Source organism: Variovorax sp. 160MFSha2.1 (genome assembly GCF_048305075.1).
GTDB classification, from domain to species: domain Bacteria; phylum Pseudomonadota; class Gammaproteobacteria; order Burkholderiales; family Burkholderiaceae_C; genus Variovorax; species Variovorax guangxiensis.
The window spans coordinates 4,117,077-4,138,113 of the sequence record NZ_CP157624.1 but is presented as its reverse complement, the minus strand read 5'-3'; the positions used below and the strand labels follow the sequence as shown (position 1 = coordinate 4,138,113).

At 68.3% G+C, this 21,037-nt stretch carries 18 protein-coding genes; 14 read left to right on the top strand and 4 right to left on the bottom strand.

What is annotated here, in order from left to right:
• Positions 1-5 precede the first annotated feature (5 nt).
• From ABL838_RS18780 to ABL838_RS18750, 7 genes are all read left to right on the top strand, one after another.
• Entirely contained in the window at positions 6-5,261 is a 5,256-nt protein-coding gene (locus ABL838_RS18780; protein ID WP_418121454.1) for a DNA repair ATPase, read from the top strand.
• Position 5,262: 1 nt separating this feature from the next.
• Positions 5,263-5,997, top strand: coding sequence for a phospholipase D-like domain-containing protein (locus ABL838_RS18775; protein ID WP_418121453.1), 735 nt, complete (start codon positions 5,263-5,265; stop codon positions 5,995-5,997).
• A complete protein-coding gene (locus ABL838_RS18770) occupies positions 5,994-6,773 on the top strand; it encodes a hypothetical protein (RefSeq protein WP_418121452.1) in 780 nt (259 codons plus the stop codon). The genes ABL838_RS18775 and ABL838_RS18770 overlap by 4 nt, the downstream gene beginning before the upstream one ends.
• Before the next feature lie 128 nt (positions 6,774-6,901).
• A complete protein-coding gene (locus ABL838_RS18765; RefSeq protein WP_418121451.1) occupies positions 6,902-8,077 on the top strand; it encodes a CaiB/BaiF CoA transferase family protein in 1,176 nt (391 codons plus the stop codon).
• Positions 8,074-9,063, top strand: coding sequence for a hydroxymethylglutaryl-CoA lyase (locus ABL838_RS18760; protein WP_418121450.1), 990 nt, complete (start codon positions 8,074-8,076; stop codon positions 9,061-9,063). The genes ABL838_RS18765 and ABL838_RS18760 overlap by 4 nt, the downstream gene beginning before the upstream one ends.
• Positions 9,060-9,440, top strand: a complete 381-nt coding sequence (locus tag ABL838_RS18755; RefSeq protein WP_184636963.1) for a VOC family protein — start codon at positions 9,060-9,062, stop codon at positions 9,438-9,440. The genes ABL838_RS18760 and ABL838_RS18755 overlap by 4 nt, the downstream gene beginning before the upstream one ends.
• A gap of 49 nt (positions 9,441-9,489) precedes the next feature.
• A complete protein-coding gene (locus tag ABL838_RS18750; RefSeq protein WP_418121449.1) occupies positions 9,490-10,458 on the top strand; it encodes a Bug family tripartite tricarboxylate transporter substrate binding protein in 969 nt (322 codons plus the stop codon).
• 53 nt (positions 10,459-10,511) lie between these two features.
• On the opposite strand, the gene ABL838_RS18745 is transcribed toward ABL838_RS18750, so the two are convergent.
• Positions 10,512-10,658: a hypothetical protein gene (locus ABL838_RS18745; protein ID WP_301509455.1), complete on the bottom strand. Its 147-nt coding sequence runs from the start codon at positions 10,656-10,658 to the stop codon at positions 10,512-10,514.
• Between the two features lie 219 nt (positions 10,659-10,877).
• Between ABL838_RS18745 and ABL838_RS18740 the strand changes: the two genes are divergently transcribed.
• A complete protein-coding gene (locus tag ABL838_RS18740) occupies positions 10,878-11,369 on the top strand; it encodes a GNAT family N-acetyltransferase (RefSeq protein WP_126021957.1) in 492 nt (163 codons plus the stop codon).
• Here ABL838_RS18740 and ABL838_RS18735 read toward each other — a convergent pair.
• Positions 11,366-11,932: a LuxR C-terminal-related transcriptional regulator gene (locus ABL838_RS18735; protein WP_126021958.1), complete on the bottom strand. Its 567-nt coding sequence runs from the start codon at positions 11,930-11,932 to the stop codon at positions 11,366-11,368. The genes ABL838_RS18740 and ABL838_RS18735 overlap by 4 nt on opposite strands.
• Before the next feature lie 113 nt (positions 11,933-12,045).
• Between ABL838_RS18735 and ABL838_RS18730 the strand changes: the two genes are divergently transcribed.
• The 3 genes from ABL838_RS18730 (at position 12,046) to ABL838_RS18720 (ending at position 14,636) form a co-directional block, all read left to right on the top strand.
• A complete protein-coding gene (locus tag ABL838_RS18730; RefSeq protein WP_126021959.1) occupies positions 12,046-12,849 on the top strand; it encodes a CoA transferase subunit A in 804 nt (267 codons plus the stop codon).
• 1 nt (position 12,850) lies between these two features.
• Entirely contained in the window at positions 12,851-13,489 is a 639-nt protein-coding gene (locus ABL838_RS18725; protein ID WP_019652014.1) for a 3-oxoacid CoA-transferase subunit B, read from the top strand.
• A 73-nt stretch (positions 13,490-13,562) separates the two neighbouring features.
• The gene (locus tag ABL838_RS18720; RefSeq protein ID WP_418121448.1) at positions 13,563-14,636 is read left to right on the top strand and encodes a DUF4241 domain-containing protein; all 1,074 of its coding nucleotides are present in this window, start codon (positions 13,563-13,565) and stop codon (positions 14,634-14,636) included.
• 3 nt (positions 14,637-14,639) lie between these two features.
• On the opposite strand, the gene ABL838_RS18715 is transcribed toward ABL838_RS18720, so the two are convergent.
• Together ABL838_RS18715 and ABL838_RS18710 are read right to left on the bottom strand one after the other, a co-directional pair.
• Positions 14,640-15,809 carry a pyridoxal phosphate-dependent aminotransferase gene (locus ABL838_RS18715; RefSeq protein WP_418121447.1) on the bottom strand — a complete coding sequence of 390 codons (1,170 nt, stop codon included), beginning with the start codon at positions 15,807-15,809 and terminating at the stop codon, positions 14,640-14,642.
• A gap of 41 nt (positions 15,810-15,850) precedes the next feature.
• Positions 15,851-16,813: a LysR family transcriptional regulator gene (locus ABL838_RS18710; protein WP_418121446.1), complete on the bottom strand. Its 963-nt coding sequence runs from the start codon at positions 16,811-16,813 to the stop codon at positions 15,851-15,853.
• 161 nt (positions 16,814-16,974) lie between these two features.
• On the opposite strand from ABL838_RS18710, the gene ABL838_RS18705 reads away from it, so the two are divergent.
• The 3 genes from ABL838_RS18705 to ABL838_RS18695 all read left to right on the top strand — a co-directional run bounded on the left by ABL838_RS18705 (position 16,975) and on the right by ABL838_RS18695 (position 20,923).
• Positions 16,975-18,498, top strand: a complete 1,524-nt coding sequence (locus ABL838_RS18705; RefSeq protein WP_418121445.1) for a CoA-acylating methylmalonate-semialdehyde dehydrogenase — start codon at positions 16,975-16,977, stop codon at positions 18,496-18,498.
• A 12-nt stretch (positions 18,499-18,510) separates the two neighbouring features.
• The gene (locus ABL838_RS18700; RefSeq protein ID WP_418121444.1) at positions 18,511-19,665 is read left to right on the top strand and encodes an acyl-CoA dehydrogenase family protein; all 1,155 of its coding nucleotides are present in this window, start codon (positions 18,511-18,513) and stop codon (positions 19,663-19,665) included.
• A gap of 142 nt (positions 19,666-19,807) precedes the next feature.
• On the top strand, positions 19,808-20,923 hold the full coding sequence (locus ABL838_RS18695) for an enoyl-CoA hydratase/isomerase family protein (RefSeq protein WP_418121443.1): 1,116 nt from the start codon (positions 19,808-19,810) through the stop codon (positions 20,921-20,923).
• Positions 20,924-21,037: the final 114 nt, after the last annotated feature.

Here is a 21,037-nt window from a genome sequence, read left to right as displayed (position 1 = left end):
GATCTATGCAACCAACGGATGAAAAAGGCGCGCCGCCGGGCGGCACCGCCGAATCGCAGACCGAGGCGCTGGTGTCCGGCAGCGGCAGCTACGACCTGCTGAAGAAGCGGCTGGAGAACCAGGGTGAGGGCCTGCTGAAGAAGACGCAGGCGCTCAACGAGCAGCGGCTGGCAGAGTTCGGCCGCTCCGACCAGGCCCTGGTGCTGCGCACCCGCGCGCGCACCGAGAACAACGCCGTAGCACGCGACCTCGTGCGCATCGGCGACCTGCTGCTGTTCGGCTACAACGTGTTCATCGGCCTGCGCAAGGAAACCACGGTCGGCGACGTGTTCGGGCTGTACCGCCTGGTGTCTCCGGGCGAGGCCGGGCAGGGCGCCGACAGCGACGAGCTGCAGCCGGTGCCGCTGGCCGGCAGCTTCCTGGAAGACCCGCGCTTCGCCTCCGACTTCCGCGAGCTGTACGCCTACTACAAGCAGGCCACGCTGCTGCAGCTGCGCGTGACGCAGGACAAGCTGCTCGCCTCCTTCCAGATCGGCCAGCAGCTCACCGACGTGCGCGTCTTCCGCTGGGCCATCGAGCGTGACGGCCGCATCCAGTACATCGACAACCGCGGCGAGCGCGACATCGCGCTGCCGCCCAGCCACGACTTCGAGTGGACGGTGGCCACGCGCGAAGACCACGTGGGCGGCAAGCACCCGCACGTCAACGTGCTCGACACCGTCTTCGTCGAAACGCTGGGCGGCGACCTCACGATCAAGATCGAGAACAACACCGAGACCGGGCTGGGCATCTACAGCGAGCCGGTGGAAGACCGCAGCCAGTCGCTGGCCGACGCCGAGATCGCGTGGGCGAAGCTCGGCATGCTGATCCTGCTGCGCGTGAAGCCCTACCGCGAGCAGGTCACGCGCTACCTGGTGTTCAACATCCGTACCCAGCAGGTCGAGCGCATCGATGCCATCGGCGGCTCCTGCGTGCAGCTGCCGGAAGACCACGGCATCATCTTCCCGGGCGGCTACTACCTGCAGTCGGGAGAGCACAAGCGCTTCGACCTGCCGGCCGAGACGGTCGAGAACCTGCGCTTCAAGCGCATGCTGCGCTCGCCCAACGGCGAAGACGTGGCCTACATCTTCTACGACCCCAGGCCCGGGCGCTACGCGCTCTTCAACTACAACCTGATCGAGAAGAAGCTCGCCACGCCGATCATCGCCAACGGATACGCACGCTTCGCCGACGGCCGCATCCTGGTGTTCCACGACAACGACAGCGAGCCGACGCGCGTGCACCCGATGCAGCTGTGGCAGACGCCGTTCGCCAGCGAAGAGCACGTGAGCGCGCAGCCGCCCGCCACCGGCTTCTTCGGCAAGATCGGCAACGCCGAGCTGGTGCGCGGCGTGAGCGACCTGATGGGCATCGCCCGCGCGGTGCGCGAGCAGGCGCCGACCAAGGCGGCTTACGAGGACCTGATCCGCCAGTGCACCCGGGTGAGCGATGCCTACTTCTGGCTCGATGCGCCCGAGGCCACCGGCCTCATGGCCGAGCTGCGCAGCATCGCCGAGGTGGCGCGCAGCACGCTGGCCGAGTTCGAGAAGGTCGACACCATCCGCCGCGAGACGGCCCGTGCGCTGGCCCGCGCGGAGGAAGAGCAGCGCGCGCTGCTGGTCGACATCGCCAGCACGCTCTGGCGCGCACCCGACGACTTCGTGAAGGCACTGGGCCGGCTGCGCGAACGCCGCGGCGCGCTGCAGATGCTCAAGGAGCTGCGCTACGCCGACCTGCCGCGCATCGCCGCGATGGACGCCGCGCTCGAATCCGAGCAGCAGCGCATCGGCGAGCGAGCCATGCAGTTCCTGGCGGCCGACACGGCCTTCGCCGGCCAGCGCCAGGCGCTGGACAAGCTCGCGACCGAGCTGCCCAACCTCGCCACCTCGCCGGCGCTGGGGCAACTGCTCGCCACGCTCGACGAACAGGCAGCCGGGCTCGACCTGCTGACCGAGCAGCTGGGCAGCCTGCCGGGTGGCGATGCGGTCGTCCGCACCTCCATCCTCGACCGCATCTCGCTGATCTACGCCGACATCAACCGCATGCGCGCCGATGCGCGTGCGCGGCGCAAGTCGCTGGGCGCGACCGAGGCGAGGGCCGAGTTCGGCGCGCAGTTCAAGCTCTTCGGCCAGGCGGTCGAGAACGCGCTGGAGTTCGCCGACACACCCGAGAAGTGCGACGACGCGCTCACGCGCCTTCTGGCGCAGCTGGAAGAAATCGAAGGCCGCTTCGCCGAGCAGGACGAGTTCCTTGGCGACATCGCCGAGAAGCGCGAGAACGTCTACGAGGCGCTCTCGGCCAGGCGCCAGACCCTGGTCGAGGCCCGCCAGCGCCGCGCGCAGGGCCTGATCGACGCGGCGGGGCGCATACTCGACGGCATTCCGCGCCGCATCGCGCAGTTCGCCGAGCTGGGGCAGGTCCACAGCTATTTCGCCGCCGACCCGATGATCGGCAAGCTTCACACGCTGATCGCCGACCTGCGCACGCTGGGCTCGGCGGTGCCGGCCGACGAGCTCGACACCCGCCTGAAGACTGCCCGCGACCAGGCCCTGCGCGCCGTGCGCGACAAGCGCGAGCTGGTGAGCGAGGGCGGCGACACGCTGCGCCTGGGCCGCCACGCCTTCACAGTGCACCGCCAGCCTGTCGACCTGACGCTGGTCGCCCGCGAAGAGGGCATGGCCTACCAGGTGACGGGCACCGACTACCAGAGCCCGGTGGACGACGGGCGCCTGCGCGAGCTGCAGGCCTACTGGGGCCAGTCGCTGGTGTCCGAGACACCCCAGCTCTTGCGCGCCGAGTACCTCGCCGGCCGCCTGCTCGAAGCCCTGCTCGAAGGCAAGGCCGAACGCAGCTGGTCCGAGGTGCGCACGCTGCTGGCCGAGGACCCGCAGCATCCGCAGCTGCTCGAAATGGTCCGCCGCTTCGCCGCCGCGCGCTACCAGGAGGGCTACCAGAAGGGCATCCACGACGACGACGCGCTTCGCCTGCTGGCCGCGCTGGTCGCCATGCAGGACCAGGCCGGGCTGCTCGCCTGGGGGCCGACGGAGCGCGCGCTGGCCTTGCTCTACTGGCAGCACGGCCACCTCATCGCGCACCGCGAGTCGCTGCTGCGCCGTGCGCGCGCGGCACTGCAGATGCAGGAACTGTTCGGGCGGCGCGACGCCCTCGACCAGCTCGAGGCCGACGTCGCCCGCTCGCTGGGCCATTTCGTGCGCGAGGTGCTGCCAGACATGCTCGCGGTGGCGGAGAAGGCGGAAGAAGAGCAGGAGCCCGAGGGCCGCAAGGCGCTCGTCGCCACGCTGTGCGACCAGTCGGCCGCCTACCTCGTGCGCGAGCTTGCGGCGCATGGCGGCGAGACCTGGGTGGTCTCGGGGGCCGGCGAAGACCTCGCCGCAGCGTTGCTGCGCGAGCTTGAGCGTGGCCGCCGACGCGAAGCCTGGCAGGCCGATCTCGACGCCGCGCCGCCGGCCGAGCGCTGGCGGCTGGCGCGCGACTGGGTGCGCGCCTTCGCCGTGCACCAGTCGCCGCAATCGGTCGACTGGGTGGACGACGCGGCCAGCGTGCTCGCCATGCCGCTGCAGCGCACCCGCGTCAACGTGGCACTCGACCAGACGGTGGAAGGGCTGCGCGGCGAACATCCGCGCGTGGCCGAGGGCCGCCTGACGCTGAACCTCAACGACTTCTGGCGCCGCTTCCTCTTCCACACGCAGCACGCGGTGCCGGGCTTCGAGGCGCTGCACCGGCTGCGCCACGAACTCCTCGAAGGCGAGAAGGCGCGGCTCAAGCTGAGCCAGTTCCAGGCCAAGCCCCTTTCCACCTTCGTGCGCAACCAGCTGATCGACGAGCTTTACCTGCCCATCATCGGCGACAACCTCGCCAAGCAGATCGGCTCGGCGGGCGAGGGTAGCCGCACCGACCGCATGGGCCTGCTGCTGCTGATCTCGCCGCCGGGCTACGGCAAGACCACGCTCATGGAGTACGTGGCCGACCGGCTGGGCCTGATCTTCGTGCGCATCAACTGCCCGGCACTGGGCCACGGCGTGACGGCCATCGACCCGGCGAACGCGCCCAACAGCGCGGCGCGGCAGGAGCTGGAGAAGCTCAACCTGGGCCTGGCCATGGGCAGCAACGTGATGCTGTACCTCGACGACATCCAGCACACGAGCCCCGAGTTCCTGCAGAAGTTCATCGCGCTGGCCGACGGCACCCGCCGCATCGAGGGCGTGTGGAACGGCGAGCCGCGCAGCTACGACATGCGCGGCAAGCGCTTCGCGGTGGTCATGGCCGGCAACCCGTACACCGAGTCGGGCGACGTGTTCAAGATCCCGGACATGCTGGCCAACCGCGCCGACATCTACAACCTCGGCGATGTGCTCTCGGGCCGCGAGGCGGCATTCGCGCTCTCGTACATCGAGAACAGCCTGACCTCCAACCCCACGCTGATGCCGCTGGCCTCGCGCGACCCCAAGGACGTGCAGCTGCTGGTGAAGATGGCACAGGGCCACGAGGTGCCGAGCAGCGCGCTGTCGCACGCTTACAGCGCGGCCGAGCTGGAGGAGATCAAGGCGCTGCTGCAGCGGCTCTTCCGTGCGCGCGACCTGCTGCTGAAGGTGAATCTCGCCTACATCGAGTCGGCCGCGCAGCAGGAGTCGTACCGCACCGCGCCGCCCTTCAAGCTGCAGGGCAGCTACCGCAACATGACCAAGCTCGCGGGCAAGATCACAGCGCTGATGCGCGACGACGAGCTCGATGCGCTGCTGCGCGACCACTACCGCGGCGAGGCCCAGACCCTGACCACCGGGGCAGAGGAGAACCTGCTGCGCCTGGCCCAGCTCCTGGGCAGCCCGACGCCCGAGGAGGACGCGCGCTGGAAGGAGATCTGCGAGGAGTTCGTGCGCCAGCGCAAGCTGGGCGGGGCCGACGTGGATGGCAGCCAGCGCATCGCCAGCAGCATGCTCGATGTGGCGCGCGCGGTCGACAGGCTCAAGCCCGAACCCGTTGCGCCCGCGGAAGGGCCGAGCGAAGGCCAGCGACTGGCCGATGCCATGCTGCAGATCGCCGTGACTTATCGCGAGCTGATCCTGCCGCTGGTGACCGCCACCGAGCGCCGCCTGGAGCTGGACCGCTCCATCGCACAGAACATGGAGCGGCTGGCGGCGGAGGCGATGGCGACGCGTGCGCAGCCGAAGCGCACGCCCAGGCCGGACAACAAGGAGCAATGAGATGTCGGCCCTGCCTGCGACCACAGAAGCACCGTCCACGCTGCCCGCGTTGCTGGCCCAGCTCGACGACACCCTCGCCGATGCCCGCCTGAGCGACGACGAGCGCCGCGTGCTGGTCCACACGCTGCGCGAGGCCCAGCCGCCGGAAGACGGCCTGCGCCAGCTGCGCAACCGCGCCTTCGACCTGGTGCGTACCCGCACCGCCGACCCCGAGCAGCTGGCTCTGCTGAAGTGGCTGGAGGGCGTGGTCCGCGCCATCGACACCGGCCGCTCGGCCGACGGCAGCGTGACCGTGCGCTCGCAGGCCTTCTTCAGCCCCGGCACGGCCTGCCTGCAGGCCATCAACCATCAGCTGCGCTCGGCCCGGCATTCCGTCGACCTGTGCGTGTTCACGCTGTCGGACGACCGCATCACGGCCGAGGTACTGGCCGCGCACCGGCGCGGCGTGTCGCTGCGCTGCATCTCCGACAACGACAAGGAGTTCGATGCCGGCAGCGACATCGGCCAGCTGCGCGCCGCCGGCATTCCGGTGGCGGTGGACCGCACAGAGGCGCACATGCACCACAAGTTCGCCATTTTCGACGGCGCCCGGCTGCTCAACGGCAGCTACAACTGGACGCGCAGCGCCTGTGAGTTCAACGAGGAGAACCTGGTGCTGACGAACGACCCTCAGCTCGTGCGGCGCTTCGCCGACGAGTTCGACAGCCTCTGGAAAGAACTGCAGGCCCCCCGATGAGCACCCGACGCATCGACTACGACTGGGAGCTGCCACCCGAGATGCAGCAGCGGCTGGGTGGCTCCAGCTACGGCGCGCAGCGCGTCATTCACGAGCAGGGGCACCTGATGGTGATCCTGCACGAGCCGCCCACGGGCACGGGGTCGGAGCGCAAGTCGGCGGTGTTCCTGCGCAAGCCTGACGGCACCTGGCTGCACAAGGGCAACAACCCGGGCGAGCGCCCCCTGGCCAAGCTGGTGGAGAACTACCGCGCGACCCTGGCCGCCTTCGAGGTCCGGCACGAGGCCGCCGAAAACTCGGAGGCCCTGTTCCAGATCCTCGGGCCGCTGATTCCGCTCTCGCGCGCAGCCTCGAACATGCAGGCCACCCTGCAGGCCGCGCGCGAGGCCGTGCCGGGGGACCCGATGATCACAGACCTGCGCGACCGCGCGGTCGAGATCGGACGCGGGCTCGAACTGCTGCTGGCGGACACCCGCATGTCGCTCGACTACAGGCTCGCGCACGCCGCCGAGCAGCAGGCGCGCGCGGCCAACGAAGTCAGCCGGGCGCAGCACAAGCTCAACACCATCGCTGCGCTGACATTCCCGCTGATGGCCATCGGCGCGGCCTTCGGCATGAACCTGCACAGCGGCGTCGAGAACCTGCCGGGCTGGGTGTACTGGGCGATCTTCGGCGCGGGGCTCTTCATGGGCGTGCTGCTGCGCGGATGGGTGAAGGTGCCCGATGCACCTGCGCCACCGGCCGCCGCCGGATCGGGCATCTCGAAGAGAAAGTAGGGCGGGCAACGCCGCCGTCAGCCGGGTCCTTCGCGTTTCGCGAAGGACTGCTGCCGCCAAAGCAATTCCGCATTCCGCGATCCGTTCCTAAAGTCGGGGCCAGCCCAACAAAGGAGACGGACGCGGACATGAATGCACTCGAAGGCCTGAAGGTGCTGGAGCTCGGCCAGCTCATCGCCGGCCCCTTCGCCGGCAAGACGCTGGCGGAGTTCGGCGCCGACGTGATCAAGGTCGAGCCGGCCGGCGTCGGCGACCCGCTGCGCAAGTGGCGGCTGCTGCGCGACAACGGCACCTCGGCGTGGTGGGAGGTCCAGTCGCGCAACAAGCGCTCGGTGTGCCTGGACCTGCGCAGCCCCGAGGGACAGGAGGCCGTGCGCGCACTGGCACTCGAAGCCGACGTGCTGATCGAGAACTTCAAGCCCGGCACGCTCGAAGGCTGGGGCCTGGGCTGGGAGGCGCTGCATGCGCTGAACCCCCGGCTCATCATGCTGCGCATCTCGGGCTACGGGCAGACCGGGCCCTACCGCGACAAGCCCGGCTTCGGCGTGCTCGGCGAATCGATGGGCGGGCTGCGCTACCTGAGCGGCGAGCCGGGCCGTGTGCCGGTGCGCGTGGGGGTGTCTCTGGGAGACACGCTGGCGGCGCTGCATGGCGTGATCGGCGTGCTGACCGCGCTGCACCACCGCACGGCGCATGGCGGCGAAGGCCAGTTCATCGACGTGGCGCTCTACGAGTCGGTGTTCAACGTGATGGAAAGCCTGCTGCCAGAGTACGACGCCTTCGGTGCCGTGCGCGAGCGTGCCGGCAGCGCGCTGCCCGGCATCGCGCCGACCAATGCCTACCGCTGCGAGGACGGGCAGTACGTGCTGGTGGCCGGCAACGGCGACAGCATCTTCCGCCGGCTGATGCGCGCCATCGGCCGCGAGGACCTGGAGAACGACCCCGGGCTGGTGCACAACGACGGCCGCGTGCTGCGCGTGGAGGAGATCGACGCCGCCATCGAGGCATGGACGCTGCAGCGCAGCCGCGACGAGGTGCTGGCCGCGCTCGATGCGGCGGGCGTGCCGGTCGGTCGCATCTACACGGTGGCCGACATCGCGGGCGACCCGCAGTACCTGGCGCGCGGGATGATCGTGGAGGCGCCGACCTCCGACGGCAGCACATTGAAGGTGCCGGGCGTGGTGCCCAAGCTCAGCGCCACGCCGGGGCGCCTCGCGCACCCTGCGCCACGGCTGGGCGAGCATGACGGCGATCTGCACGGTGCCGGATGGCCGGCGCGGCGCGTGGAAGGAGTGGCGGCATGAAGGCGGGCAACGGCACGCGGCTGTTCGTCAACGAGGTCGCGACGCGCGACGGCTTCCAGATGGAGAGCCGCTTCGTTCCCACGGACGACAAGATCGCGCTGATCGACCGGCTCAGCGGCCTGGGCTACGCGAAGATCGAAGTCACGTCGTTCACCTCGGCGAAGGCGATTCCCGCATTGCGCGATGGCGAGGAGGTGATGAATCGCATCGCCCGCCGGCCAGGCCTGGTCTACACCGCGCTGGTGCCAAACCTGCGAGGGGCGGAGCGCGCGCTGGAGAGCCGCATCGACGAGTTCAATATCGTCATGTCGGTGAGCGAGACGCACAACCTCGCCAACCTGCGCATGACGAGGGAGCAGTCGTTCGCGCAGCTGGCCGGCGTCATCGCGCTGGCGAAGAAGGCCGGGGTGCCGGTGAACGTGTCGCTGTCGTGCGTGTTCGGTTGCCCGATGGAAGGCGAAGTGCCGCTCGCGACGGTGCAAGGCTGGATCGACCGCTTCGCCGCGCTCGAGGTGCAGGGCATCACGCTGTGCGACACGACGGGCATGGCCTATCCGACGCAGGTGCGGGAGGTCTGCGAATCCGTGCTGGCGAGCCATCAGGCGCTGGAATGGACGGCCCACTTCCACAACACGCGCGGCATGGGCCTCGTGAATACCGTGGCGGCGGTGGAGGCCGGCATCCGCCGGCTCGACATGTCGCTCGGAGGCATCGGCGGCTGCCCCTACGCGCCGGGTGCGACAGGCAATGTGGCGACCGAGGACGTGGTCCACATGCTGCAGTGCATGGGCTACGACACCGGCATGGACCTGGAGGGCCTGATCGCCGCTGCGGCGGAGCTGGAAGCGCTGGTGCAGCACGAGTTGCCGGCCCAGGTCTCGCGCGCAGGCCATCGGCTGACGCGGCATGCGCCCCCGCCGGACTTCGACGACATCGTCATCCGCGCCCGGGAGCGCGGGCAAGCACACAAGGAGCTGCAACCATGATCGACCACCTGGACCACCTCGTGCTGACCACCTCGCACGAGGAAGCCTGCATCCGCTTCTATGTCGACGTGATGGGCATGTCGCTGGAGAGCTTCGGCGCCGGCCGCAAGGCCTTTCGCTTCGGCAACCAGAAGATCAACCTGCATGTGAAGGGCCACGAGTTCGAGCCCAAGGCGCAGCTGCCGACGCCCGGCTCGCTGGACCTGTGCTTCATCGCCAGCGTGCCGCTCGACGAGGTCGTCGCGCGGCTCGGCGAGAAGGGTGTGGCGATCCTCGAAGGGCCGGTGATGCGCACGGGAGCCACCTCGCGCATCCGTTCGGTCTATGTGCGCGACCCCGACCAGAACCTGATCGAGATCTCGGAGCTGTCGCCCTGAAGCGAAGCCCCAAGAACAGCCAGCAATACAAAACCACCGGAGACAAACCATGAAACCCATCCACCGCCTTCTCGCGGTCGGCCTCGTGCTGTCCGCTTCGGCCGCAACCGCCGCGGACGCCTGGCCCTCGAAACCGATCACCATGGTCGTGCCGACCGCGCCGGCCGGCTCGACCGACATCATGGCGCGGCTGGTCGGCGACCCGCTGCAGCGCGCGCTGGGCCAGCCTGTCGTCATCGACAACAAGCCCGGCGCCAGCGGCAACATCGGCACCGAGTTCGTGGCGCGCGCCGCGCCCGATGGCTACACGCTGTTGATGCAGTATTCGGGCTACCACGTCGGCAATCCCTCGCTCTACCCGAACATCCGGTGGAGCCCCACCAAGGACTTCGTGCCGGTCGCGATGGTGATGCGCGCGCCGCATGTGGTCGCGGTGAGCGGCAGGCTGCCGGTGAAGTCGATGAAGGAACTCATCGAGTACGGCAAGAAGAAGGAGGGCGGGCTCTTTTTCGCGTCCTCGGGCAACGGCTCGATCCAGCACATCGCGGGCGAGCTGCTGTTGCGGCAGACGAAACAGGCGATGACACACGTGCCTTACAAGGGCTCGGGGCCGGCGATCAACGACCTGATCTCGGGCAACGTCGACATGTTCATCACCACGCCGCCCTCGGTCATCGGCCATTTCGCGGGTGGGCGCATCAAGCCGCTGGCGTACACGGGCAGCAAGCGGCATCCGTCGATGCCCGACGTGCCGACCTCGGCCGAGGCGGGACTGCCGGGCTACGAGGTGGAATCGTGGTTCGCGGTGTTCGCGCCGGCGAAGACGCCGCCCGAGGTCGTCAACAGGCTCAGCGCGGAACTCCGCAAGATCGTGGAGAGCGAAGCCTTCCGCAGGAAGGTGGACGAGCAAGGCGCCTTCGCGACCTACATGGACCCGCCGACGCTGGCGAAATTCGTCGACCAGGAGTTGGCTGCATGGTCGAAGGTGATCAAGTCGGCTGACATCAAGCCCGATTGATCGGGCCTCATGGTGCCGGTGCCCTCTGACCGACCTGCCACGGATACGACCGGCTACAGCTTGACGTTGATGATCGACAGGATGATCGCGGAGAGCGTCATCGCGACCGGCAGCTTCCGCACGGCGAGCGCATGGGCGCGGGCGACGGAAGCCTGCGTCTGAAGCAGAAGGCTGCGTTCGGAATGGATGGGTGTGGACATTTCGGACTCCTGTGTGGTTGCGGGCTTGTTGCCCCTGATGGCCTCCACGATAGGCTTCGCAGCCTGCCGTGGCGCGGGCGTTTCGAGGACACGGCGTTTCCGTTTTCGCAACGATCCGTCGGCGTTCGGCCGGAACTTCAGGCTGGTTCTGCGGATCGGCGACGCTTCGTGTGGCGCGAGAATCCGGCGCCGACAACCGATGAAAGCAGACAGAAACAGATGACGAGCAAGAAGGCGGCGCTCCGGCCGCGGATACGCCGTGCCACCCCCGACGACTCGACCCCATGGCCGCTGCTGCTGGCCGCCGACGGCCCGCGCGCCGAGATCCGCAAGTACCTGTCGCGCGGCGAGCTCTGGCTGGCGGAAGCTGCCGGCCGGGCCGTCGGCCAGATGGTGCTGCTCGAAACCCGCATCGGCACCTGGGAGATCATGAACATCGCGGTGAGCGCCGATCTGCGCGGCCAGGGCGTGGGCACGGCGCTGCTGCGCAAGGCGAAGGCGCTGGCCGTGGAACGGGGCGCACACCTGCTCGAAGTCGGCACGGGCAACAGCAGCCTGCGCGAGCTGGCCTTCTACCAGCGCTTCGGCTTCCGCATCGCCGGGGTGGATCGCGACTTCTTCGTGCGCCGCGCAGCCGGCGGCAGGCTGCAGAAGCAGGACGGCATCGTGCTGCGCGACATGGTGCGCCTGCGCATCGAGCTCGCCGATTAACCGGCGATCAGCTTCTGCACCAGCTCGGCCGTGGTCGCGGCCGCGTACTTGCGCATCAGCCGGGCCCGGTGCAGTTCCACCGTGCGGTGGCTGATGCCCAGCGCCTTGCCGATCTCCTTCGAAGTCAGCCCGCGCATCACCTGCGCGGCCACCTCGCGCTCGCGTGGCGTGAGCTCTGCCTTCACGGCGCGGCGCGAGCCCAGGTCCTCGAAGGTCCAGATGCCGGCCTCGTGCGGGGCGGCGCGGTTCATGGCGTGGCCGGTGACGTGGCACCAGAAGGTTTCGCCGGCGATGGCGCCGTGCAGCCCGCCGAGCCGCTTCATCATGCGGTTGTCGGCGTAGTGCCCGCTGGCATTCAGAAAGGGCTCCATGCGCTTGCCGATGCGCTCGAACTCGGCCACGCTGGGGTAGAGGATGCTGAACGAATGCCCGACCAGTGCGGAGGGCGTTGCGCCGAAGATCTCGCAAACGCGCAGGTTGCACGCCACGATGGTGCGGTTGCTCGACACCACCATGCCGACGGGGGCGTGTTCAAAGGCCAGCCGGTAATCGATCTCGGGCATCGGGGGTCACCATTACGAAATACTACGTATGCGGGTACGTAGTATCGTTCAGGCCTCTTCCTCCGGCTTTTTTCCTGCTTCCACCTCTCTCATTCATCCATCAAGGAGCACGAGTGAACAAGATTTTTCCCACCGCTGACGCGGCACTCAAGGGAGTCGTCGCCGACGGGCAGATGCTCGCGGTCGGCGGCTTCGGCCTCTGCGGCATTCCCGAAGCGCTGATCGACGCGCTCAAGGACTCCGGCGTGCAGAACCTCACCGTCATCTCCAACAACGCGGGCGTCGACGGTTTCGGCCTCGGCAAGCTGTTGGAGACGCGCCAGATCAAGAAGATGATCGCGTCCTACGTCGGCGAGAACAAGGAGTTCGAGCGCCAGTATCTCGCGGGCGAACTGGCCCTCGAATTCACGCCGCAGGGCACGCTGGCCGAGAAGCTGCGCGCCGGCGGCGCCGGCATTCCGGCCTTCTTCACCAAGACCGGCGTGGGCACCCAGGTTGCCGAAGGCAAGGAGCTGCGCGAGTTCGACGGCGAAACCTACGTCATGGAACGCTCGCTGGTGCCCGACGTGGCGCTGGTGAAGGCCGACGTGGCCGACAAGTCGGGCAACCTGCGCTTCCGCCTCACGGCGCGCAACTTCAACCCGGCTGCCGCCATGGCCGGCAAGATCTGCATCGTCGAAGTCGAGAAGATCGTCGAGGTGGGCGAGCTGGCCCCCGACGACATCCACCTGCCAGGCATCTACGTGCACCGCATCGTGCTCAACGCGAACCCCGAGAAGCGCATCGAGAAGCGCACCGTGAGCGCATCGGTCGATGCCGCCGCCGCGAAGGTCGAGGCCCAGACCGCCATCGCCGCTGCTGCCGCCGCAGGCAGCGAAGTGCCCGCCAAGGTCGTCAACAAGAAAGAAGGAGCCTGAGATGCCCTGGACCCAAGACCAGATGGCGGCCCGCGCCGCGCAAGAACTCGAAGACGGCTTCTACGTCAACCTCGGCATTGGCATCCCGACGCTGGTGGCCAACCACACCGGCGACAAGGAAGTGTGGCTGCAGAGCGAGAACGGCATGCTCGGCATCGGCCCGTTTCCCACCGAAGACCAGGTCGACGCCGACCTCATCAACGCCGGCAAGCAGACCGTCACCACGCTGCCCGGCTCGGCCATCTTCGGCAGCCATGACAGCTTCGCGATGATCCGCGGCGGCAAGATCAACCTGTCGATCCTGGGCGCGATGCAGGTCAGCACCAAGGGCGACCTCGCCAACTGGATGATCCCCGGCAAGATGGTCAAGGGCATGGGCGGCGCCATGGACCTCGTGGCCGGCGTGAAGCGCGTGATCGTGCTGATGGAGCACGTCGCGAAGAAGAAGGACGGCACCGAGGACCTGAAGATCCTCGAGAAGTGCACTCTGCCGCTGACCGGCGTGGGCGTGGTCGACCGCATCATCACCGACCTGGCCGTGATGGACGTGGTGCCCGAGGGCCTGAAGGTCGTCGAGCTGGCGCCGGGCGTCACCTTCGACGCGCTGCAGGCCAAGACGGGCGCCAAGCTGATCCAGTAAAGACGGCATCGACCCGACAGCACGCAAGGGCCGCTTTCGCGGCCCTTTCCCGTTGGGGTGAGACACTGGGCGCATGGCTTACCTCGACCTCGAAAACCTGCGCACCGTTTTTCTCGACGACGAGGCGCTGCGCGTGCGGCGCCTGCAGCGGCAGTCCTGCGGGTCGCTCCAGGTCACGAGCGGCCGCATCGTGGCGTGCGATCCGCTGGTGCAGCCGGAACGCCCCCCTTTCGTGCGCAGCGTTTCCGGCCGGGGCGCTTTCCCTGCCGAGTTGCTTCAACACGAAGGCCGGCATGCGCTCGCGGTGCTCTGGCTGCGTGATCGCCGCGGACTGCAGCCCGCGGACCTGCACTGGGAACCCGCGCTGCTCGATGGCCAGTCGCAGAATGAGCTGGGCGACGACGAGTTCTATGGCTACCCGGTCGACGCCGGCGTCGGCTGCTTCATGGATGCCGACTGCGCGGCCGCCATCGCCGAGCGCGAGGCGCGCGAATCGTCGGCCAACCCCGACTACGGCAGCTACTACGACGACGTGCTCGACGAAGAACTTGGCAGCAAGGACATGGCCGACCACTACCCGCTGGGCGAGGGCAGCGCGAACAACGTGCTGATCTTCAGCTCGGGCTGGGGTGACGGCAGCTATCCGAGCTTCTGGGCGCTCGACGCCGCCCGCGAGCCGGTGGCGCTGGTGACCGACTTCATGACGATGCAAGGCGGCGATGCGCGCAGCGAGGACGACAAGCGAGACGATGCCTACCTGGCGAGCCTGTCGCCCGAAAGGCTCGCGGCCCTCGAAGCCCTCGGAGCCGCGGCGATCAAGGGCGACGCGGCCGCGATCCGGCCTTTGCTCGACGGCGGGCTCGCGGGGGCCAACGACATCGTTCCGTCGCTCGGCGAGACCGCGCTCTTCAGCGCGATCCGCATGAACCAGCTCGAAGCCTTGCGCGTGTTGCTGGGCAGCGCGCCGTGCCCCGCCATGCCCGAGCATCTGCGCATCGAAGGCAAGGCGGAAAGCTACTCGGCCTTTGCGCGATGGCTCAAGAAGCCGCGCGTGCCGGGGCTGGTCGAGCTGCTCGAACAGGCTGAGGCCGCTGCGGCTGCTGAATCTGCAGGGGGCAAGAGTCTCTGGAAGCGCCTCTTTTCCTGAGCGTCAGGCCCCCAGCGCCGCCCGCACCTTGTCTCCCAACCCCCGCAGCCGCTCCACCGGCTCGTTGGAAAACACGAAGCGCAGGTACTGCGCCCCATGCGTCTCGCCCCAGCCCTTCATAGCAGTGGCGCAGACGCGGTGCGCCAGCAGGCGTTCCGACAGCGTCTGCCCGTCGATGCCGAAGTCGCTGGCGCGCAGCAGCAGCGACCAGCCGCCGCCGGGTACGCCCACCGGCAGGCCCTTGAGCTCGTCGAGCACGGTGTCGCGCCGTCGCTCCAGTTCGGCCACGTAGGACGCGAGCGTGTGTGCCGATTGCTCCAGTGCAGTCGCCACCGCGTCCTGCGCGATGCCCACCGGCACCACCACGTTGGCGAGCGACACGGCCACGAGGTCGGGCATGTAGCTCTCGGGCGCCACGGTCCAGCCGACGCGCCAGCCGATCATGCGCAACTCTTTGGCGGATGAGCCCACGGTGATGGTGCGTTCGGCCATGCCGGGCAGGCCCGCGGGGTGGATGACCTTGCGGCCGTCGTACAGCAGGCGCTCCATCGCGGTGTCGAGGATGAGCGTGAGGTCGTGCCGCACGCACAGCGCGGCGATGGCGCGCCAGTCTTCCTCGTCGAAGCAGCCGCCTGTGGGCATCGAGGGCGACATCAGCAGCATGGTGCGCACGCGCGGGCCGATGGCGGCTTGCAGCGCCTCGCGGTCGAGCTTCCATTCGCCGCCGGGCGTGAACCTGAAGGGCACGTATTTCGGCGTGCCGCCCGCGAGGCGGATGCGATTGAGCAGGCCCGCGTAGGTCGGGTCGGTCACCAGCACCTCGTCGCCGACCTCGACGGTGGCGAGCAGCGCATTGAGGATGCCCGAGAGGCCGCCCGCCGAGATCACGCAGTTGCGCGCGCCGCTGTACGCCACGCCCGAGAGCGCCGACACATGCCGCGCCGCCACGTCGCGCAGGCGCGACTGGCCTACGAAGGGCAGGTAGCTGTTGTCCGGGTCGAACGATGCCGCGTGCACGGTGCGCGCGACGGCCTCGGGGTCGGGCGGGATGTCGACGTCGAGGTTCTCCAGCCGCAGGAAGGGCGGGCCGTCGGCGTCGTCGGCGATCGCGCCCATGCGGTCGACGCCGATGCCGGCGATGTGTTCGAGGCGGGCGGGGCGGTGGCGTGGCATGGGCGTGTCTCCAGGCTCCGTGTAGGGGATTGCGTTGCTCATTACGGGGTTGGTGGCTTGCGCGGGCGGGCCGGCCGCTGCGGCGGGCCGCTCGCGCCATTTTCTTCGCCGGGCGGCTGCAGGAGCAACAGCGGCTGCTGCTCCTGCACCGTCTCGCGCAGGAAGTTCCACACGGCCTGCATGCGCGCGAGGTGCTTGGTCTCCGCCGGCATCGACATCCAGAAGGTGCGCGTGAAGTTCGCCTGCCCCGGCAGCACGGGGCGCAGCGCGGTGTCGTGCTCGGCGATGAAGGCCGGCAGCACCGCGATGCCCGCGCCCGCCACCACCGCGCTGTGCTGCGCGAGCACGCTGGTGCTGCGCAGCGCGAAGGCGTCGGGGCGGTGCAACTCGTCGAGGTACTGCAGCTCCTTGCTGAAGAGCAGGTCGTCCACGTAGCTGATGAAAGTGTGGCCGCGCAGGTCCTCACGCGTGCGGATGGGCTTGTGCGCCGACAGGTACTGCTTCGATGCGTACAGGCGCAGCGTGTAGTCGGTGAGCTTTGCGACCACCACCGGCCCGCGCGCCGGGCGTTCGAGCGAGATCACGATGTCGGCCTCGCGCCGCGACAGGTGCACGAGGCGCGGCATGGCCAGCAGGTCGATGGTGAGCTTCGGGTGCCGCACCGCGAACGACGCTAGCTGCGGCGCCAGCACCACCGTGCCGAAGCCCTCGGTGGCGCCGATGCGCACCAGCCCCGAAAGGCCTTCCTGCGAGGCCGGAGCGGTGCTTTCCACGGCCTGGAACGCGCTCTCCATCGCCTCGACCTGCGGCTGCAGCCTGCGGCCCGCCTCGGTGAGCCGGTGTCCGCCCGATTCGCGCGAGAACAGCGGGGCCCCGACTTCCTTCTCGAGCGCCTGGATGCGGCGCGCCACCGTGGTGTGGTCGACCTCCAGCCGCCGCGCCGCGCTCATCAGCGTGCCCGAGCGGGCCAGCTCCAGGAAATACCGCAGGTTGTCCCAGTCCATGTGCTTTCGTGCCTCGGGTGGTCTCGAATGGAAGGCTTTGCATTTTTGCAAAGTCGCCGCGCAATTTTGTCTATTGTCATGGCAAATCTGCAAAGCTAGGATGCGTCACCGCCCCGGCTCGTCCGGCGCCGCTTTCACAGGATTCACAGGAGACAAACCCCATGGACGCCACCACCACGCCCTCGACCCAGGTCGCCACCGTCAAGCTGCTGATCGGCGGCAAGCTGGTCGAATCGAAGACCACCGAATGGCGCGACGTCGTCAACCCCGCCACGCAGGAAGTGCTGGCGCGCGTGCCCTTCGCCACGCAGGCGGAGCTCGACGCGGCAGTCGCTTCCGCCAAGGAGGCCTTCAAGACCTGGCGCAAGACGCCCATCGGCGTCCGCGCGCGCATCTTCCTCAAGCTGCAGCAGCTCATTCGCGAGAACATGGGCGAGCTCGCCGCGATCCTCACTGCCGAGCAGGGCAAGACGCTGCCGGACGCGGAAGGCGATGTGTTCCGCGGCCTCGAAGTGGTCGAGCACGCATCGAACATCGGCAACCTGCAGCTGGGCGAACTGGCCAACAACGTGGCCAACGGCGTCGACACCTACACGCTGCTGCAGCCGCTGGGCGTGTGCGCCGGCATCACGCCGTTCAACTTCCCGGCCATGATTCCGCTGTGGATGTTCCCGATGGCCATCGTCACCGGCAACACCTTCGTGCTCAAGCCCTCCGAGCAGGACCCGATGGTCACCATGCGCCTGTGCGAACTGGCGCTCGAAGCCGGTGTTCCGCCCGGCGTGCTGAACGTGGTGCATGGCGGTGAAGCCATCGTCAACGGCATCTGCGACCACAAGGACATCAAGGCGATCAGCTTCGTCGGCTCCACCAAGGTCGGCACGCACGTCTACAACCGCGCCACGCTGGCCGGCAAGCGCGTGCAATGCATGATGGGTGCGAAGAACCACGCCATCGTGATGCCCGACGCCAACAAGGAGCAGACGCTCAACGCGCTGGCCGGCGCGAGCTTCGGCGCTGCGGGCCAGCGCTGCATGGCGGTGTCGGTGGCGGTGCTGGTGGGCGAGGCGCGCAACTGGGTGCCCGAACTCATCGAGAAGGCGAAGACGCTGAAGGTCGGCGCCGGCGTCGACAAGGGCGTGGACGTGGGCCCGCTGGTCTCCTGCGCCGCTTACGACCGCGTGAACAGCCTCATCGAACGCGGCGAAGCCGACGGCGCCAAGCTGGTGCTCGACGGCCGCAAGCCCACGGTGCCCGGCTACGAGAAGGGCAACTTCGTCGGCCCGACGATCTTCACCGGCGTGAAGCCCGGCATGACCATCTACGACCAGGAAATCTTCGGCCCCGTGCTGTGCATCGCCGACGCCGAGAACATCGACGAGGCCATCGACCTGATCAACAGCAACCCGAACGGCAACGGCACCGCGATCTTCACGCAGTCGGGCGCCGCGGCGCGCCGCTTCCAGGAAGACATCGACGTGGGCCAGGTGGGCATCAACGTGCCGATCCCGGTGCCGGTCCCGATGTTCTCGTTCACGGGCTCGCGCGCGTCGAAGCTCGGCGACCTGGGCCCCTACGGCAAGCAGGTGGTGCTGTTCTATACGCAGACCAAGACGGTGACGGCTCGCTGGTTCGACGACAGCACCGTCTCGCACGGCGTGAACACGACCATCAGCCTCAAATAAGAAGTCCGGAGGATGGACTTCGAACTTTCCGAGGAGCAGCGCGCCTTCGCCGAGACGGCGCGCGACTTTGCACAGGCCGAGTTCGCGCCGCATGCGGCGCAGTGGGACGCGGAAGCCATCTTTCCGAGAGAGGCCATCGCCAAGGCCGGCGAGCTGGGCTTCTGCGGGCTGTATGCGCCCGAGCGCATCGGCGGCCTTGGCCTGCCGCGGCTCGATTCCGCGCTGGTGTTCGAGGAGATGGCCGCGGTCGACCCCTCGACCAGCGCCTTCATCACCATCCACAACATGGCGACGTGGATGCTCGGCACCTGGGCGACCGACGCAGTGGCGCAGCAGTGGGGCGAGGACCTGACGAGCGGGCGCAAGCTGGCCTCCTACTGCCTGACCGAGCCGGGCGCGGGCTCCGACGCCGGCTCGCTCAAGACGCGCGCGGAGCTGCAGGGCGCCGAGTACGTCATCAACGGCGGCAAGGCCTTCATCTCCGGTGCGGGCTCGACCGACGTGCTGGTGCTGATGGCGCGCACGGGCGGCGCTGGCGCCAGTGGCATCTCGGCCTTCGCGGTGCCGGCCGACGCCCCGGGCATCAGCTACGGCAAGAAGGAGCACAAGATGGGCTGGAACAGCCAGCCCACGCGCACCATCAGCTTCGACAACGTTCGCATTCCCGCGCAGAACCTGCTGGGCAAGGAGGGCGAGGGCTTCCGCATCGCCATGAAGGGCCTGGACGGCGGGCGCATCAACATCGCGACCTGTTCGGTGGGCGCGGCGCAGGGCGCGCTCGACGCGGCGCGCCGCTACCTGCACGAGCGCCAGCAGTTCGGCAAGCCGCTCGCGAGCTTCCAGGCGCTGCAGTTCAAGCTGGCCGACATGGCGACCGAACTGGTCGCGGCGCGGCAGATGGTGCGGCTCGCAGCCTCGAAGCTCGACGCCGGCCATGCCGACGCCAGCACCTTTTGCGCGATGGCCAAGCGCTTCGCGACCGACGCGGGCTTCAACGTCTGCAACGACGCGCTGCAGCTGCACGGCGGCTACGGCTACCTGGGCGAGTTCCCGCTGGAGCGCCTGGTGCGCGATACGCGCGTGCACCAGATCCTCGAAGGCACCAACGAGATCATGCGCGTGATCGTTGCGCGAAAATTGCTGGAAGGGGACAGCGACATCCGCTGAAGCCCAACTTCAGAACGCAGAAGTCGCGAAGGTTTCGCAAAGGTCGCAGAAAAGACAAAAGAAAATTGATATTCCTTCTGCGACCTTTGCGAAACCTTTGCGGTCTCTGCGTTCGGTTCCCGTATTCAAGCAACCCCAAAACATGACTGACTCAGTAGTTCTCTTCGACGAAATCAAGACCGCCGGCGGCCAGCGCTTCGCAGTGGCCACGCTCAACGCACCGGCTTCGCTCAACGCGCTGTCGGTGGACATGGTGCGCCTGCTCACCCCGAAGCTGCGCGAATGGGCCGGTGATGCCGGTATCGTCGGCGTGCTGCTGCAGGCCGCGGGCGACAAGGCCTTCTGCGCCGGCGGCGACCTGCGCCAGCTCTACCAGACGCTGCTCGACTGCGGCCCCGCGCGCAACACCTACGCCGAAGACTTCTTCCGCGAGGAGTACGAGCTCGACTACCTGATCCACACCTTCCCCAAGCCCTTCCTGTGCTGGGGCCACGGCATCGTGATGGGCGGCGGCGTGGGCCTGCTGGCCGGCGCCTCGCACCGCGTGATGACGCTGCAAAGCCGCATCGCCATGCCCGAGATCAACATCGGCCTGTACCCCGACGTGGGCGGCAGCTGGTTCCTGCGCCGCACGCCGGGCCGCACGGGCCTGTTCCTGGCGCTCACGGCTGCCAACGTCAATGCGGCCGACACCATCTTCTGCGGGCTGGCCGACGTGCTGGTGCCGCAGGAGCGCAAGGGCGAAGTGCTGGAAGTCATCGCCTCGACGAAGTGGGCCGGCGAGAACAAGGCCGACCGCGCCACGCTGTCGCGCATCCTCGCCAAGGCGGGCGAGGGCGCCGAGATGCCGGCCTCGAAGGTGCGCGAGCACTACGACACCATCAACGCGCTGATGGCGGGCGACGACCTGCTCGACATCGCGAAGCGCCTGCGCGAGTTGCAGAGCGACGACGCATGGCTGCAGAGCGCGGCCAAGACCTTCGCCAAGGGCGCACCCAGCTCGGCCGCGCTGAGCTTCGAGCTGTGGCAGCGCGTTCTGCGCATGTCGCTGGCCGAGGTGTTCCGCCTCGAATACTGGGCATCGCTCGGTTTCTGCGCGCACAAGGACTTCGCCGAAGGCATCCGCGCGGTGCTGGTCGACAAGGACCGCAATCCGCGCTGGAGCCCGGCGACGCTCGAGGAGATCACGCCCGCCTTCATCGAAGACCACCTGCGTCCGCGCGGCGAGATGCCGGCGGAGCTGGCATCGCTGAAGTAAATCGGACAGCCGAACGCAGAAGGAAGACAAAAGCTACGCAGAAGTCGCGAAGGAGAAACCTGTTTTTGTGTTTCTTCTGCGACCTCTGCGAAACCTTCGCGACTTCTGCGTTCT

Coding starts and splice junctions, on each gene's coding strand:
- ABL838_RS18780 (WP_418121454.1), top strand. CDS start 6: ATGCAACCAACGGATGAAAAAGGCGCGCCGCCGGGCGGCACCGCCGAA.
- ABL838_RS18775 (WP_418121453.1), top strand. CDS start 5,263: ATGTCGGCCCTGCCTGCGACCACAGAAGCACCGTCCACGCTGCCCGCG.
- ABL838_RS18770 (WP_418121452.1), top strand. CDS start 5,994: ATGAGCACCCGACGCATCGACTACGACTGGGAGCTGCCACCCGAGATG.
- ABL838_RS18765 (WP_418121451.1), top strand. CDS start 6,902: ATGAATGCACTCGAAGGCCTGAAGGTGCTGGAGCTCGGCCAGCTCATC.
- ABL838_RS18760 (WP_418121450.1), top strand. CDS start 8,074: ATGAAGGCGGGCAACGGCACGCGGCTGTTCGTCAACGAGGTCGCGACG.
- ABL838_RS18755 (WP_184636963.1), top strand. CDS start 9,060: ATGATCGACCACCTGGACCACCTCGTGCTGACCACCTCGCACGAGGAA.
- ABL838_RS18750 (WP_418121449.1), top strand. CDS start 9,490: ATGAAACCCATCCACCGCCTTCTCGCGGTCGGCCTCGTGCTGTCCGCT.
- ABL838_RS18745 (WP_301509455.1), bottom strand. CDS start 10,658: ATGTCCACACCCATCCATTCCGAACGCAGCCTTCTGCTTCAGACGCAG.
- ABL838_RS18740 (WP_126021957.1), top strand. CDS start 10,878: ATGACGAGCAAGAAGGCGGCGCTCCGGCCGCGGATACGCCGTGCCACC.
- ABL838_RS18735 (WP_126021958.1), bottom strand. CDS start 11,932: ATGCCCGAGATCGATTACCGGCTGGCCTTTGAACACGCCCCCGTCGGC.
- ABL838_RS18725 (WP_019652014.1), top strand. CDS start 12,851: ATGCCCTGGACCCAAGACCAGATGGCGGCCCGCGCCGCGCAAGAACTC.
- ABL838_RS18720 (WP_418121448.1), top strand. CDS start 13,563: ATGGCTTACCTCGACCTCGAAAACCTGCGCACCGTTTTTCTCGACGAC.
- ABL838_RS18715 (WP_418121447.1), bottom strand. CDS start 15,809: ATGCCACGCCACCGCCCCGCCCGCCTCGAACACATCGCCGGCATCGGC.
- ABL838_RS18710 (WP_418121446.1), bottom strand. CDS start 16,813: ATGGACTGGGACAACCTGCGGTATTTCCTGGAGCTGGCCCGCTCGGGC.
- ABL838_RS18705 (WP_418121445.1), top strand. CDS start 16,975: ATGGACGCCACCACCACGCCCTCGACCCAGGTCGCCACCGTCAAGCTG.
- ABL838_RS18700 (WP_418121444.1), top strand. CDS start 18,511: ATGGACTTCGAACTTTCCGAGGAGCAGCGCGCCTTCGCCGAGACGGCG.
- ABL838_RS18695 (WP_418121443.1), top strand. CDS start 19,808: ATGACTGACTCAGTAGTTCTCTTCGACGAAATCAAGACCGCCGGCGGC.